The sequence below is a fragment of the Paenibacillus sp. PDC88 genome, from assembly GCF_900106725.1.
Classification (GTDB): Bacteria; Bacillota; Bacilli; order Paenibacillales; family Paenibacillaceae; genus Paenibacillus; species Paenibacillus shunpengii.
Genome location: NZ_FNNT01000005.1, coordinates 262,957 through 279,536, shown reverse-complemented (window position 1 = coordinate 279,536; position 16,580 = coordinate 262,957). Strand labels below are relative to the sequence as shown.

Annotated in this window: 7 protein-coding genes; 4 read left to right on the top strand and 3 right to left on the bottom strand. The window is 49.9% G+C overall.

What is annotated here, in order from left to right; genetic code table 11:
• Entirely contained in the window at window positions 1-984 is a 984-nt protein-coding gene (locus BLW49_RS17140; protein ID WP_090725775.1) for a LacI family DNA-binding transcriptional regulator, read from the bottom strand.
• Window positions 985-1,165: 181 nt separating this feature from the next.
• Window positions 1,166-2,605 carry a glycoside hydrolase family 1 protein gene (locus tag BLW49_RS17135; RefSeq protein WP_090725772.1) on the bottom strand — a complete coding sequence of 480 codons (1,440 nt, stop codon included), beginning with the start codon at window positions 2,603-2,605 and terminating at the stop codon, window positions 1,166-1,168.
• Between the two features lie 218 nt (window positions 2,606-2,823).
• Here BLW49_RS17135 and BLW49_RS17130 point away from each other — a divergent pair, with 218 nt between their 5' ends.
• Both BLW49_RS17130 and BLW49_RS17125 read left to right on the top strand, forming a co-directional pair.
• On the top strand, window positions 2,824-3,894 hold the full coding sequence (locus BLW49_RS17130) for a lactonase family protein (RefSeq protein ID WP_256209802.1): 1,071 nt from the start codon (window positions 2,824-2,826) through the stop codon (window positions 3,892-3,894).
• Window positions 3,895-4,067: 173 nt separating this feature from the next.
• Window positions 4,068-11,918, top strand: a complete 7,851-nt coding sequence (locus BLW49_RS17125) for an Ig-like domain-containing protein (protein ID WP_177178768.1) — start codon at window positions 4,068-4,070, stop codon at window positions 11,916-11,918.
• Window positions 11,919-11,963: 45 nt separating this feature from the next.
• Here the strand turns inward: BLW49_RS17125 and BLW49_RS17120 are convergent, their stop codons facing one another.
• Window positions 11,964-12,905: a class I SAM-dependent methyltransferase gene (locus BLW49_RS17120; RefSeq protein WP_177178767.1), complete on the bottom strand. Its 942-nt coding sequence runs from the start codon at window positions 12,903-12,905 to the stop codon at window positions 11,964-11,966.
• A 367-nt stretch (window positions 12,906-13,272) separates the two neighbouring features.
• On the opposite strand from BLW49_RS17120, the gene BLW49_RS17115 reads away from it, so the two are divergent.
• Both BLW49_RS17115 and BLW49_RS17110 read left to right on the top strand, forming a co-directional pair.
• Window positions 13,273-15,078 (top strand): rhamnogalacturonan lyase, encoded by a 1,806-nt coding sequence (locus BLW49_RS17115; protein WP_218145896.1) that lies wholly within the window; start codon window positions 13,273-13,275, stop codon window positions 15,076-15,078.
• A 366-nt stretch (window positions 15,079-15,444) separates the two neighbouring features.
• Entirely contained in the window at window positions 15,445-16,488 is a 1,044-nt protein-coding gene (locus tag BLW49_RS17110; RefSeq protein WP_090725764.1) for a sulfate ABC transporter substrate-binding protein, read from the top strand.
• Window positions 16,489-16,580: the final 92 nt, after the last annotated feature.

Sequence of the window (16,580 nt, the reverse complement as noted above, 5' to 3'; positions counted from 1 at the left end):
TTAGACACTGGATCTTTCAACTAATTCAAAAGGAATGACGGTCTTTGAACTAGGCGCATTGTCCTTCACTTCCACATTCCTGCTGTTATAGAACGTGCGAAAGGCTTCTCTTCCGATCTCCTGCAGATGCTGGTCAATGGTCGTAAGACCAAGTGCCTCGGAGATTGGGAGATTGTCGAAGCCGATAATGGCAAGATCCTCGGGAATGCGAAGCCCGAGGGCTTGAGCTCTCAGGATGACACCGGCTGCCGCTTCATCGCCTGTAACGAGCAGGGCGGTGGGGCGTTCCTCCATCTTCATGAGGGTATCAATGACACGGATACCGTCTTTAATCTCTGTGCAATCGGTGAAGATCCATTCCGGATGCAAGACTTCTCCCTGCTCATGAAGCAGGGTCTTATAAGCGAGATACCTGGCCTGGCTGCTTGCACTGTCAGGCCGACCCACGCAATAACCGATGGCCCTATGACCGTGCTGAATCAGGTACTGTATTCCCTTTTGAAAGGCTTCATAATGATCGGTATAGACAGCCGCAATTTGCTCATTCTCTGTATACTCACAAGTAACGATCGGGCCATACTTGGCGTAAGCGGCAATAGCTTCAAGCTCAAGTGCACGGGAGCAGAAGAGGAGACCGTCAATCTGTTTAGTGGATAGCAGCTGAAGTGCTTTATGCTCTTCTTGTGTCTCATACCGAGATTGGTATAGCAGCGTTCCATAGCCGGATTTAGCAGCTTCATCCATAACGCCTGACAATATCGCTTGAAAATAGGGATGATTGTTCGGGACGATGACCCCGACACGATCTGTATGACCTTTAATCAAATGCACCGCACTCGAATTCGGCCTGTATCCTTCCTTCTCCATAATGTGCTGTACTTTCTGGCGAGTTGCTTCATTGACGTATGGATGATTGTTCAGCACGCGGGACACGGTAGTTACAGATACGCCAGCGAGCTTGGCAATGGATTTAACATTGGCCATTTAAACGTTACACCTCCTGATCTAACGACATTATACCCTTGTACACTGTTAATCACGAAATGCTTGCACAAAAAAGCCCCTTTGGAAGGGGCTAAGGGGCTAAGAAGAAGCGTTGTTGCATATAGAACACATAGGGAATCTAGTGAATCCAGAAATTTCAGAGGATCCAAATCCAAACAACCTAGATGTTTTCTCCGTTCGTCTTAATAACATCCTGGTACCAGAAGTAGCTGTCTTTCCTGATGCGGCGAAGATCCTTGCCGCCTTCCTCATCCTGGTTGACGTAGACGAAGCCGTACCTCTTCTGATAGCCGTTCAGCCAGCTGAGCAGATCCGTGAAGGACCAGCTGCAATAGCCAATCAGCTCCACCCCGTCAGCAATCGCCTGCTTGCACTGATGAAGATGGGACTTAAGGTAGGCGATCCGGTACTCATCATGAATCTGGTCCCCTGGCTCGAGCTTGTCGAACTCACCTAAACCATTCTCCGTAATAAAGATGGGGAGATCATAGCGGCTCGTAATCCTGCGCATACCGATACGAAGACCGATGGGATCAATATTCCAGTCCCAGTTCGATTTTTCAACATGAGGATTGTTCGCTGTCTTATATAGACCTGGAATTCCGGTTGATTCATTGCTGCCCTTCTTGCCGGTATTGTTCATTTTGCCTGAAGAGACACCCCCATGAAGCGGATTATGCTCGTACGTAATGGTCTGATAATAATTGACACCGACAAAATCAGGCATCCCCTGCTTCAGCAGCTCCTGATCTCCATCCTCAAACACAGGAGCGAGTCCCTGCTGTTTCAAGTGGCGGTAAGGAATGCTGGGATATTCACCCCGGCAATAGACATCAAGCCACCAATAGCTTGTGAACTCCTCTGCATTCTCATATGCCAGCATGTCTTCTGGTGAGCTGGAAGCCGGATAGGAAGGAGTATAGGCAAAGCTGGGTCCAATCTTGCCGTCAGGCACATGCTTGCGGAAGGAGGCGATGGCCTGCGCATTCGCAAGGAACATAATGTGGTTGGCCTCATAGAAGCGTTTGCGGTCCTTGACCGCGGGTGGATGCATGCCAAGCATGTACGCATGATTGGTATTATGATTCTGTTCATTGAGGGACACCCAGTATTTTACGCGGTCTCCGAATCTTTTGTACAAGGTGATGCAGTACTGGTTGAAATCTTCAATAATTTCACGTGATTCCCAGCCGCCGTACCGGTCTTGAAGTGCCTGCGGCACATCCCAATGATACAGGGTCAGCACGGGTTCAATGCTATGGGCGACCAGCTCATCAATCAGCCTGTCGTAGAATGCGAGCCCGGCTTCGTTGACTTCACCTGTGCCATGCGGATAAATTCTTGGCCAGCTGACCGAGAATCGGTACGATTTAAGACCCATCTCAGCCATAAGCTGTACGTCTTCCTTGTATCTGTGATAGTGGTCTACAGCGATATCCCCATTGGTCTCCTTGTATGTGGTGCCTGGAATTTTGGTATATAGATCCCATACGGAAGGTCCTTTGCCGTCTTCATTCCAAGCGCCTTCAATCTGATAGGCAGCAGAAGCAGAGCCCCAGAGAAAGTCCGCGGGGAAGGGCGGTAATTTTTCGTGTATCATATTTTATCTCCTCCTTACGAGTTATGTCTATGATTACAGCTGACCATAGCTTTTACATATGTATCTTAAGTTATGAAATGCATTTCAGAGCAATAGTCTATTCGTGAAATTTTTGTAAACCGCCTTGTTTTTGAAGGGATGGAAGTCATTTGTGGTTAATAGATTAATATCAATTCCAGTAGTCTATCCAGTGATGATCTGAATATAAGGAGCGATCGATGATGAACCCACAAGCGAAGAAATCAGACGAGGTTTGTTTCTATACGGGGACTTATTCTGCGGCAGCAGACCCTGGCATTTATTTGGTGGCCGTGAACAAGGAAAGCGGAGAAATGCGAATCGTGAACCAGGCATCGGGAATCGAGCGCCCCTCCTTCCTTGCGCTGCATCCGAATGGAGAAGTATTGTATGCGGTGAGCGAGACAGGTGAAGGGGAACTGTTTACTTATAAAATAGATCCGTCGACGAGTGAGCTGCATCTGCTGGACCGCAAACCGACCGAAGGTGCTGACCCTTGCTATGTTTCGGTGGATCAGAGCGGCAGCTATGTGCTGGTAGCTAACTATTCAAGTGGAAGTGTAAGTGTATATAAGCTGGATGAATCCTCCACTCCTGTGGAGATGTCTGCGAAGATTGAGCATGTAGGCAAGGGCTTCCGTGAAGATCGGCAGGAGGGACCGCATGCGCATTCCATCGTACCGGATCCGGCAGGTGAGTATGCTATCGTGTGTGACCTTGGGCTGGATCAGATCATTGTGTACCGCATGCAGGAGGGTAAGCTGTCAACCCATTATGAGCTGAAGCTGCCCGCCGGTTCTGGTCCGAGACATTTGGTGATCCATCCTAATGAGAAATTTGCTTATGTCGTTAATGAGCTGAACAATACGGTTACGGCGCTAACCTTCAACAAGAATCGTGGAGAGTTCCAGATCACGCATCATATCTCAACACGGGATGAAACAGAACAGTCAGAAAATACAGGTGCGGATATTCGCATATCCTCCTGCGGTCGTTTCCTCTATGTATCCAACCGTGGTGATGATTCAATCGCACTGTTCCATATTAATGAGGAGAGTGGTGAGCTTACCGCAGTAGAGTGTGTGGGTACAGAGGGCAAGACGCCGAGAAACTTCAATCTGCTGGAGGGTGGATTGCTGATCGCAGCAAACCAGGACAGTGACAATCTGGTTTCCTTCAAAATAGACAGTGAAAACGGGCGGCTTACACCTACGGGGTACGAGCTCGAAATTCCTGCTCCAGTATGCATTGAACCCTGTAACAAGGGTTAACATTTTCACTATATAAATATGAAATGCCATGAATTATATCGCTCTTGTGAGGCATGATCCAGATCTGGATCATGTCTTTTTTGCTGTTACTCATAATTAAACTGCATAGTACAGCGTCATAAACAATATATTGTATGGGGATTTATGCTATTTTTGGGGGTGGACAGCGCAAGATGCCTTTTATATTAAGGTTTAATACAACAATGAACGGGGCTATGACTTTTACAGGAAATACACTGGGGCTAAACAAGGTAACCAATCAGAATAATCAGGGAAATACAGGCTCAATTGGAGCATTCAGCACGTTGAATACTTCGGTTCGAGTCGGTAATTTCCCGCTGGGCACAACGCTGGATTACACCCAGAATGCATCAACCGCTATTTTGGATCTGCCGAGCGGTTCGACGGTGCTGTATGCCGAATTGATCTGGGCAGCCAGCTATAATACGGGGGGAAATAACGTCATTGGGCAGATTGGCAATCCCGTATTATTCACTACGCCGGCAGGAACCTTCTCCGTTGCTCCTGATCCGGCGACAGCGCGGAATACCGCACCGACAGCGAATGATTATGTCAATTCGGCGAATGTAACGGCTCTTGTCCAGCAAGGGGGAGCCGGTACTTATATAACAGGGGCGGTGCCGGGGACGGTCACAGCATCTAATAACAATGATAACTTTGCCGGATGGACGCTTGCTGTCGTGTATGAGAATCCGTTCCTCCCGTCAAGGAACATGAGCGTGTTTGTCGGTGCAGAGGTCGTAAACCAGGCGCTCGGTGCCGCGACGGCTACGATTACCGGATTCGCTACACCCGTTACCGGTGTCGTGAGCGGAAGGCTGATGGTCAGCGCAGGAGAGGGAGATCCTCAGCTGTTAGGTGATCAGCTGAGGTTTGGGCCTACAGCAGCAACGCTTGTAGCCATATCAGGTCCGAACAATCCGGTCAGTAACTTTTTTGGTTCACAGATTAACAACAATCTGGGGCTCTTGGATACAAGGGGAACGTTTGGCAGTCTGAATAGTACGCCAGGTAATGCGGTCATTGGTGCCAGACAAGGCTGGGATATAACCAATGTCGACGTATCCTCCAGGCTTGTCAATTCACAGACTTCTGCCGTCATACAGGCCACATCTCAGGGCGATGCTTATCTTGTAAATGGTCTTGGGCTTCAAGTCGATGTCAATGCACCTTTTTTTGTGTTCAGTAAGAGCTCCAATGTGAGCAGTGCACTGGTCGGAGATGTAGTTCAGTATACACTCACCGCAGGCAATACAGGTACGGCCTTTGCCAATTTAGTGCTGCTGCAGGATACATTTCCTGCTTCCGGCGTCTTCGTCCCTGGCTCCTTCTCGGTGAATGGGGTTACACAGCCGGGGGCAGATCCAACGGTCGGTGTCAATCTGGGCACTGTGGCTCCAGGACAGACGCTGACGATTATCTACTCGGTTCAAATTGTGTCTAGGCCGCCAGGATCAACGCAGTCGAACGTAGCAAATCTCACCTACAATTTTCAAAGTCTTCCGGGCGGGCCGACTTTCCAAGGGATGTCCCAATCGAACGGCAATAGCATTTCGATCGGCAACCGGCCGCCAACGACACAGAACTATTCTCTTGTCACCAATGAGAATATTCCCGCCGGGGGTCAGGTTACAGGTGTCGATCCGGACGGAGATGCACTGACCTTCTCACTGAATTCGGTGCCGACAAGCGGGACAGCAATCGTCAATCCCGATGGCACTTATCAATATACCCCTAACACAGGGTTCGTCGGGAACGATTCGTTTACCGTATTGGTCAGCGATGGCTTCGGCGGCACAGCGGTTTCAACGATTGCAGTAACGGTGCTTAATCAGCCGCCTATTGCTAATAACCTGGATGTGTCCACAACGAAGAATGTTCCTGCAACAGGTCAGGTTACAGCGACGGATCCAAATGGAGACCTGCTCACGTTCAGTCTGAATTCATCGCCGTCAAACGGCACGGTTGTCTTCAATTCAGACGGAACGTTCCAGTATAATCCGAACCCTGGCTTTGCGGGCAATGATTCGTTCACCTATCTCGTCAGCGATCCGAATGGAGGCACAGCCATTGGAATCGTCACGGTTCACGTTCTCAATCAGCCGCCCGTGGCACAGAACCTAGATCTGATAACGCCAGAGAATCTGTTTATTACAGGTCAGGTGATTGCGACCGATCCGGATGGGGATACACTGACGTTTACATTAAATGCTCCGCCAGTAAATGGAACGGTAGTGGTGAATGCAGACGGAACGTTCCAGTACAATCCGAATCCTGGATTCATCGGTACAGATACCTTCACGGTGCTGGTCACTGATCCGAGCGGGGGCACTGCCATCTCTACCGTGACGATAGAGGTAATCAATCTGCCGCCGGTAACAAGTAATCTGAGTATAGCGACAACATTAGGTGTGCCTGCAGAAGGTCAGGTTACAGCAACCGATCCGAACGGGGATCCGCTGACCTTCACACTGCAGTCTGCTCCATCCAATGGTACAGCCGTGGTCAACCCGGATGGTACGTTCACGTACACTCCGAATCCTGGCTTCCTTGGAGTAGATAACTTTAACGTGCTGGTAAGCGACCCGAATGGAGGGACGGCAGTTTCTGTTGTCACCGTTATGGTCACGAATCAGCCGCCAATCGTCCAGAATTTATCGTTGTCTACGTTAGGGAATACACCAGCTGGAGGTCAGGTCATTGCGACCGATCCGGATGGAAATCCACTGACATTCAGCCTGAATTCACTGCCAATGAACGGATCTGTAATTGTGAATCCGGATGGTACGTTCACGTATACGCCGAACCCTGGCTTTGCTGGAGTGGATTCCTTCACGGTTCTCGTATCTGATGGCTTTGGCGGCACAGCTATTGGCACGGTAACGGTTAATGTCCAGAACCTGCCGCCGGTAACCAGCGATGTTTCTCTATCTACACTGCAGAATCTGCCAGCAGGGGGTCAAGTTGTAGCGACCGATCCGAACGGGGATCCGCTGACCTTTTCCCAATTGTCTGCACCGGTGAATGGAAGCGTGGTAGTGAATCCGGACGGAACGTTTACTTATACGCCGAATACGGGTTATGTGGGTCCAGACAGCTTCACGGTGCTTGTATCGGATGGGCTCGGCGGCACGGCTATATCCACGGTGTTCATCACAGTGATCGATCAGCCGCCGATTGGGCAGACCCAGAATTTCAGCACGCTGCAAAATACACCGCTGCCGGGACAACTGCTTGCCACCGATCCGGATGGCGATCCGCTGACCTTTACGCTCCTGTCTCCTCCAGCGAATGGAACAGCGGTTGTCAATCCTGATGGTACTTTCACGTATACCCCCGCTGCTGGATTTGTGGGTACTGATTCGTTCACAGCTCTGATCAGCGATGGCAAAGGCGGCACTGCCGTCGGTACAGCCATTATCACGGTCATCGATCAGCCTCCGGTAGCACAGGATTTGACACTCACAACAAACGTCAATACACCGGTAGCAGGTCAAATTCCGGCGACCGATCCAGATGGCGATCCGCTGACCTATACCTTATCTGTTCCACCAGCAAACGGAACAGTAGTACTGAATCCAGACGGCAGCTTCACGTATACTCCCAATTTTAATTTTGTAGGGACAGATACATTCTCGGTGCTCGTCAGTGATGGCAAGGGAGGTACTGCGACTTCCACGGTTACGATCGGTGTACCTGTTGATGGGCCGGTAACCTCAGATGTCACCTTGAATACGACCACGGATGTCCCCGCCCTCGGTCAGGTCATTGCGACTGATCCACAAGGCCAGACGCTGACCTATGCCGTGCTGGTTCCGCCAGCGAATGGTACAGTGCTGCTGAATCCGGCGGATGGTACGTTTACCTATACACCAAATGCAGGCTTTACCGGGACAGATACCTTCACGGTCCGAGTTACGAATACAAGCGGCGTATTCTCAGATTCACAGGTTACGGTCAACGTCAGCAACGTTCCACCGATTGCAGGCAACCTGACGCTGGATACGTTCCAGAACATTCCGATTGCAGGCCAAATTCCAGCGAGCGATCCTGACGGCAATCCGCTGAACTACACCTTGTCTGTTCCGCCTGCACTGGGTAGCGTATTGCTAAATCCTGCGGATGGTACGTTTACCTATACACCAAATGCGGGCGTCGTTGGAGTAGATACGTTCTCTGTGCTTGTCGATGATGGACGGGGTGGAACAGCGACCTCCGTCGTTACAGTGAATATTATTGATCGTCCGCCGGTAACCCAGGATGTAAGTCTAAGTACACCGAACAGCACGCCAGTGGCTGGCGCTGTGACCGCCACCGATCCGGACGGGGATCCGCTCACCTTCAGTCTCAATGCTGCTCCGGTCTTTGGAACAGCTGTGGTCAACCCGGACGGTACATTCACCTATACACCAAATGCAGGCTATGTAGGACCAGACAGCTTCACCGTTCTGGTAGATGACGGAAAAGGCGGCACCGCCATCTCTACGGTGAGTATTACAGTGACCAATGCTCCGCCTGTAGCGACAGGGACGAGTGTGACGACGCCGCAGAATACACCAGTCAATGGTGCGGTCACTGCCGTCGATCCGGAAGGCAATCCGCTGACCTTCGCACTGCTCAGTTCACCGGTGAATGGAACGGCAGTTGTTAATGCTGACGGTACGTTCACTTATTTCCCGAATACCGGTTATGTAGGGCCGGACAGCTTCACGGTCCTTGTAAGTGATGGATTGGGAGGCACGGCCATTGCCTCGGTTGAAGTTACCGTCACAGACAATCCGCCGGTGACATCAGATCTAAGTCTGACGACGAATATTAACACGCCGGTAGCCGGGCAAGTAACAGCGACAGATCCGGATGGCGATCCACTGACCTTCAGCATCCTGTCACTTGCAGCAAATGGTATTGCCGAGGTGAATCTGGATGGAACGTTTATCTATACGCCGAACACAGGTTACAGCGGACCTGACAGCTTCACTGTGCTGGTGAGCGACGGGAAGGGCGGAACGGCAGTATCCACCGTCACGATCCAAGTCGTCAATCGTCCGCCTGTTGTATCCAATACAACATACGGTACGGTACAGCCTTCACCCGTATCTGGTGTTGTTACAGCAAGTGATCCGGACGGCGATCCGCTGAGCTATGTGATAGATACAGCTCCCGCGAGTGGAACGGTATTGCTTAACCCGGATGGTACCTTCACTTACACACCCATTCCGACCTTCTTCGGGACCGATTTCTTCACCGTAGCGGTCAGTGACGGACGGGGTGGAATCACCTTTGGGGTAATTACGATTGAGGTTTCTATTAATCCACCTGTTGTGCAGGATCTGAGCATAACTACGGGAGGAAATATACCTGTATCTTCGCAGGTAGCAGTAACAGATCCTAATGGATTGCCGATGACGGTCACACTGCTGTCTCCACCTCTAAACGGTTCAGTTATTGTCAATCCAGATGGAACATTCACCTATACACCGGATCCCGGATTTATCGGTACCGACAGCTTCACGGTTCTGGCGGTGAATTCAGCAGGCGGTTCGGGTGTGGGTACCGTGACGGTGACTGTGTCCAATGTGCCTCCTACCGCAGATGGTGCAAGCTTGACAACGATCCAGAATACGCCTGTGTCAGGAGCGGTGACAGCTAGTGATCCGGACGGTAATACACTGACGTTCACCTTAAATTCGACACCATCAAGCGGAACGGTGATCTTGAATGCAGACGGTTCATTTACGTATACACCAAACACCGGATTTGTCGGTGCAGATTCCTTCACCGTTTTGGTCAGTGACGGACTTGGAGGTACGGCGATTGCCCTGGTGACGATTACCGTCACAGGTCGTCCGCCGATTACGCAGGATCAATCCATTGAAACGGGACCAAATACGAGTGTAGACGGACAGATTATTGCGTCAGATCCAGATGGAGATATGCTGACTTATGTCATTGGATCTTTCCCGACGAATGGTACCGTCGTATTGAATGCAGACGGCAGCTTCACCTATACACCGAATACCGGCTTTGTCGGTACCGATTCATTTACGGTATGGGTGCTGGATGGAACAGGAGGGTCTGCCGTATCCACGGTCAGTATTACGATACCGAACCTCCCGCCAATTGTATCTGACTTTGCAACAAGCACACTTGTCGGCACACCTGTAACTTCTCAAATTCCAGCCGTAGATCCGGAGGGCAACCCGCTTACTTATGCGCTCGGCACTGCGCCTTTGAGCGGAACGGTAGCGGTCAATCCAGATGGGACGTTTACGTACACGCCGGATGTCGCCTTTATTGGAACAGATACCTTTACAGTGGTTGTCAGTGATCCGTTCGGGGCTTCAACAACCGGCAGAGTGACCATTACGGTGTTCTCTGCTCCACCGGTGGCACCGGATGTATTCCTCACAACCCCGATTAACACGCCGGTGAGCGGCGCAGTGATTGCATCTGATCCGCAAGCAAGCACTTTGATCTACACCCAATACGTACCTCTGCCGAGCAATGGTACGGTTGTGGTTAATCCGGACGGCACGTTTACGTATACGCCGAACCCGGGCTTTACAGGTGTCGATACCTTCCCGATTATTGTGTCTGACTTGTATGGGGAGAACGGAATTTCTCGTGTGACCATCGTGGTAGGTGAAGATGTACCCATTGCGACTCCGGTGAATGTAGGGACTGCCGCGGGGCAGCCGGTCACCGGGTTTATACCGGCAGAGGATCCCGCCGGATTGCCGCTGACCTTCACCCTCGGGAATCCACCGACGAACGGAACGGCTGTTGTGGGCCCGGATGGTACGTTTACGTATACACCGAATCCTGGCTTTACCGGTACAGATACGTTTAGTGTGATCGTGACCAATAGTGCAGGAATATCGGCAGTTGCACCGGTTACGGTCATTGTAGGCGGCGATTCGCCGGTTGCATCTCCGGTGAATGTAAGAACTACGGAGGGCCAGCCTGTCAGTGGTACGGTTATCGCGAACGACCCGAATGGACTCGCGCTGACGTTCTCGCTGGGCATTCCTCCATTAAATGGTACGGTGGTTGTCAATCCGGACGGCACGTTTACGTACACGCCAGATCCGGACTTTGTCGGAACCGATACCTTTACTGTGATCGTGACCAACAGTGCAGGACTGTTTACAGTGGCCTTTGCCACGGTAACGGTGCTTCAGGATAGTCCTCCTTTTACAGCGGGACCAATCACGACAGATATCGGTATTGGAACGAATCAGGGGCAGTCGGTCACCGGACAGATTCTGGCCAGCAGCCCGGCAGGGCTCGCATTAGCATATATCGTCCTGCAATCGCCAGCTAACGGATCACTGGAGCTGAACCCGGATGGAAGCTTTATTTATACACCGAATCCAGGCTTTAGTGGTATAGATACTTTCTCGATTACAGTAACAGACAGCCAGGGCCGGGCAGCCGTTTCAACAGTGACCGTCGTTGTATATCCTTCAGCAGATACGGGAGGAGAGACGACCATTCAAGTTCAGCTGACGACACCTCAAGGCAGACCGGTAAGCGGAGCGGCTGATGGCGGACCAGGCGCCGTATATCAGGTGTATAGCCAGCCTGCGAATGGAAATCTAAGGCTACGTCCAGACGGCACGTTTACGTATACGCCAAATCCAGGCTTTATTGGCAGCGATGCGTTTACCATCCGATATACCGATGCCAGAGGAGCAGTTTATCTATATGTAGTGACCGTGAATGTAGTGGCGTTATCCAACACGGTGCTAATTGATCTAAGAACAGAGGAGAATACTTCTGTATCTGGGGATCTGAACTCATTTGGACGATTGTCTACAGCACAGCTCGTGGATCCGCCGAATAACGGACGGGTCACGTTAAATGCCAATGGCACCTTCACTTATATACCGGACCTCGATTATATCGGGCCTGATCAGATTACGTTCATCGTTACGCTTGCTTCGGGCGAGATCTATACGGTCATCGTCAATATCAGGGTCGTTCCGGGTGGAGATGAATAAGGCAGAATAGTAATAAACAAGGCACAAATGAAAGGCCCGGGGGAATCAATACCTTTTCCCGGGCTTCTTCTTGTTTATCTTTGATTTGTTTTTGGCAGACCCATTCTTTGATCTGCTGTATCTGGAAACGCGAGATTGATTTGCCTTCGTACTCCTGCCGGACCTATGGGGACGCTTCTTGTCCAAGGGAGCGATATCAGGAGAAGGCTCTGGAACGGCCGGATGAGGATCACGAGCGGATGGGGCGGTGCTTCCTTCAAGTACATGATGTGAATGTCGTGAGTGATCTGCGTCCAATATTGCGGAGAGATGTTCTGTCTGCACCCATTGATCGCCATAGCGGAGATTTCGGAATGAAGCTCTCTGTTCCTTAATGTACAGCGGCTCTTCCAATTCGCAGGATCCCCACATTTCAAGATCGGGTGATGATACAGGTTCCTTGATAACAAGGAAATGATACATAATTTGATAGGCCACATTTAATTGGCTCTGCCGAAGGAGCACGAGCTCCAGATCATCATACGCTCCGTATTCAGGGAAATAAAAAAACTCCATTCGGATCAGTCTTAAATCGATTGGAGCCGCTCCAGGGATCGGTTCAGCGAGGGACCATGTGGATGGCCAGGAGAAGAAATGCTCCTCATCACCAATCAGCTTGTGATTATCCTGTGTCCAGTAGCGGGGGGAATGCTCGTTGAATTGCTGTTTATACAGCGGGTTCACCATATTGGCAGTTACGTGGGCATAAGGAGCCACGATACATACAATGGCTTTATGCTTACATACCCGGTAAATCTCACGCAAGACGTTATTCAGATCATGTACATACTGAAGGCTGTGTGAAGCAATAAGAAATTCAGCACTGTTGTCATTAAACGGAAGAGGATCATTTATATTATGGACCAGATCCACCCCATCATAAGGAATCAAGTCAATACCGATGCATCCGGGAAATTTCTGCCGTCCACAGCCTAGATCGATTCTCAAGAAAATCCCCTCTTTTCTAACAGGCCTGCCGCAGGTTGCAGGTCTTTACTTATATCTTTGCTCTTCTTTAGTTGTATTCCGGGCACCGCGATCTCGTATAAGCATTCATCCCCTATGAGTAAAACTTGTGTCCTCCAATAGCCAATATCCTTTGCCTGCCCGAAAAAGTCTGATATTTAAATACGATTTATGATAAAGGACCTATTTATGGAATTACTTGTATAAAATATAATTCTACTCACAATATAAAGCGCTTACAATAATGGGTATCCCAGGCAGATCGTTTTCTTAAATTAAAGGAGGCTATGTCATGTTAACCAAAAAACGCAGCTGGCGAACGGCCGGGCTCGCTATGCTCAGTGCAGCCATGATTGGTGGGTGCTTTGGTGTATCGCCAGATGACGCCAGAGCAGCAAATCCTAGACAAATGGAGTACCTGGATCGAGGCGTCGTTGCTGTAAAAACAGGCACAGGTGTATTCGTCAGCTGGCGGCTTCTCGGAACCGAAGGCTCTAACGTTGGATTCAATGTGTATCGGGATGGGACGAAGGTGAATTCCTCCCCAATAACAAACAGTACGAATCTGCAGGATAATGCGGGATCAACAAGCTCGAAATATACGGTAAGAGCCGTCGTGAATGGTACGGAGCAGGCGGCTTCTCCGGCAGCAAGCGTGTGGGGAACAAACTATTTGAATGTGCCTCTGATGAAACCCGCTGGCGGGACAACTCCTGACGGTGTAGCTTATACGTATAGTGCCAATGATGCGAGCGCGGGCGATCTGGATGGAGACGGCAAATATGAGCTGATTGTAAAATGGGACCCGTCAAACGCCAAAGACAATTCGCAGAGCGGCTATACAGGTGAAGTATTTATTGATGCGTACAAGCTTGATGGAACAAGACTCTGGCGGATCAGTCTCGGCAAAAATATTCGGGCAGGCGCGCATTATACTCAGTTTATGGTCTACGATCTGGATGGCGACGGCAAGGCCGAAGTTGCAATGAAAACGGCTGACGGTACCAAAGACGCTGCAGGCACGGTCATCGGTGATGGAAGCAAGGATTATCGGAACAGCAGCGGCTATATATTATCGGGGCCGGAGTATCTAACCGTATTTAACGGCCAGACGGGCCGAGTGCACACTACAGTGAATTACGAGCCGCCACGTGGAACTGTAAGCAATTGGGGAGATAATTATGGCAATCGGGTTGACCGCTTCCTTGCAGGGATTGCCTATCTTGATGGAGAAAGACCGAGTCTGGTCATGGCGAGAGGGTATTACACCCGTTCTGTTCTAGTAGCCTATGATTTTAGAAATGGACAGCTCACCAAGCGGTGGACCTTTGATTCCAATTCGTCAGGGAATTCGGGGTATGCCGGCCAAGGGAATCATAACCTAAGTGTGGGCGACGTGGATAACGATGGACGGGATGAAATTATATATGGCGCAATGGCGGTTGACGATAATGGTCAAGGCTTGTATACGACAGGACTTGGCCATGGCGATGCTATGCACCTCAGCGATCTGGATCCGGATCGTGCAGGGCTTGAGGTATTTCAGGTTCATGAGGTTCCTTCAAATGCGGGTATCGAATTCAGAGATGCCGATTCCGGGGCCTTAATCTGGGGAGTACCAACGACCAAGGACATAGGCAGAGGAATGGCCTCAGACATTGATCCTCGTTACAAAGGAGCGGAGGTTTGGGCCAACGGAGTACTGTACACAGCGAAGGGGCAGGTTATTGTTAACAAGGTACCGTCTACGAATTTTGGAATCTGGTGGGACGGAGATCTGAGCAGGGATCTGCTGGATAATAACCGAATTGATAAATGGAATTATGAAACATCCACAACAACGAATCTGCTGACTGCTACAGGAGCAGCAAGCAATAATGGAACGAAGGCGACTCCAAACCTTCAGGCTGACCTGCTGGGAGACTGGCGGGAGGAAGCGGTGTGGCGGACAGATGACAGTACAGCTCTTCGGATCTACACAACGACTGCAGTTACAGAACAGCGGATCTACACCTTGATGCACGACCCGATCTACCGTCTTGGCATCGCATGGCAAAATGTGGCCTACAATCAGCCGCCGCATACCGGCTTCTACTTGGGAACGGGGATGAGCACGCCGCCTGCACCGAATATTCGACTGGTCGGAGGACCTTAACGAAGAACTGAATAATCAGGTATCGAAGGACCGCATTTTTAGTGCGGTTCTTTTTTTGTTGAGCCAATAGATTAGAGAGGATTGAAACAAGATTTGGAAAAAAGAGAGCGCGTATCTTTTCCTATCTATAATTGTTAAAAAATGTTTGACAGCGCTGGTCTGCGTTATTAAAATGTAACATAACATACTAAACAGGTAGGAATAAACGATATATTATCAGCCTACCGCAGGGCAGCGGATGAGCAGCGGCAGCATAGAACAGCAGACACGGATGATAACCGGTTTGACCCTTCTATTGCGGGCCATGTTCCTCCGTTTTTACTATTCAATAGATGGGCGGCTTCTATAAAAGAAAGGATGTTTACTATGAAAAAGGGTGTTCGTAACCGTCTAAAAATAGGTGTTGGGGTATTGCTCGCTGCTTCTCTTGCGATGTCACTTACAGCTTGCGGAAGCGGTAATGAGGGCAATGGTTCTCTGAAGCTGCTGAATGTGTCCTATGATCCTACTCGTGAGCTGTATGAACAATACAATGCGGCGTTTGCTGCCTATTGGGAGAAAGAGAAGGGGCAGAAGGTCACAATTAATGAGTCACACGGAGGTTCAGGGAAACAAAGCCGTTCGGTAATCGACGGATTGAAAGCCGATGTGGTTACTCTCGCTCTTGGCTATGATATTGATGCTATTGAAGAAGCTGGACTTATTGATGCAGGCTGGCAGGATGAATATGAGCTTAATAGTTCACCTTACACATCAACCATTGTGTTTCTCGTAAGAAAAGGAAATCCGAAGGATATTCAGGATTGGGATGATCTCATTAAAGAAGGGGTAGAGGTCATAACTCCGAATCCTCAGACGTCAGGAGGAGCACGCTGGAATTATCTGGCCGCATGGGGTTATGCCCTGAAGCAGAACAACAATGATGAAGCGAAGGCCAAGGAGTTTATTACAGAGCTGTTTAAGCATACGCCTGTACTTGATACAGGAGCCCGAGGTTCAACAACGACCTTCGTGGAACGGGGAATAGGCGATGTCCTGCTTGCATGGGAGAATGAGGCCTTGCTGTCGATTAAGGAACAAGGTGCAGATAAATTCGATATTGTCTACCCATCCATCAGTATCTTGGCTGAACCTCCTGTAGCCGTAGTAGACAAGAATGTAGATGCCAATGGAACACGGGAAGCGGCGGAGGCTTATCTTGAATACTTGTACAGTGAAGAAGGACAGAAGATTGCCGCCGAGAACTTTTACCGACCGACGCTTGCTTCTGTTGCTGAACAATATAAAGAGAATTTCCCAGAGCTTGAGCTGTTCACACTGAACGATGTATTTGGTACATGGAAAGAAACTCAAGAGAAGCACTTTAGCGAAGACGGAATATTCTCTCAAATCTACGTGCCAAGCAATTAGGTAATGAAGCAATTGAAGCAATGAACTTACATTACTATTCATATGAACACGACATTGCAGCCATACAAGACTAGAGATGCCGACCGGAGACG

What these genes read in the sequence shown, in the direction of transcription:
- BLW49_RS17125 (WP_177178768.1), top strand. Translation starts at nt 4,068, where the DNA reads ATGCCTTTTATATTAAGGTTTAATACAACAATGAACGGGGCTATGACT.
- BLW49_RS17130 (WP_256209802.1), top strand. Translation starts at nt 2,824, where the DNA reads ATGATGAACCCACAAGCGAAGAAATCAGACGAGGTTTGTTTCTATACG.
- BLW49_RS17110 (WP_090725764.1), top strand. Translation starts at nt 15,445, where the DNA reads ATGAAAAAGGGTGTTCGTAACCGTCTAAAAATAGGTGTTGGGGTATTG.
- BLW49_RS17140 (WP_090725775.1), bottom strand. Translation starts at nt 984, where the DNA reads ATGGCCAATGTTAAATCCATTGCCAAGCTCGCTGGCGTATCTGTAACT.
- BLW49_RS17115 (WP_218145896.1), top strand. Translation starts at nt 13,273, where the DNA reads ATGATTGGTGGGTGCTTTGGTGTATCGCCAGATGACGCCAGAGCAGCA.
- BLW49_RS17135 (WP_090725772.1), bottom strand. Translation starts at nt 2,605, where the DNA reads ATGATACACGAAAAATTACCGCCCTTCCCCGCGGACTTTCTCTGGGGC.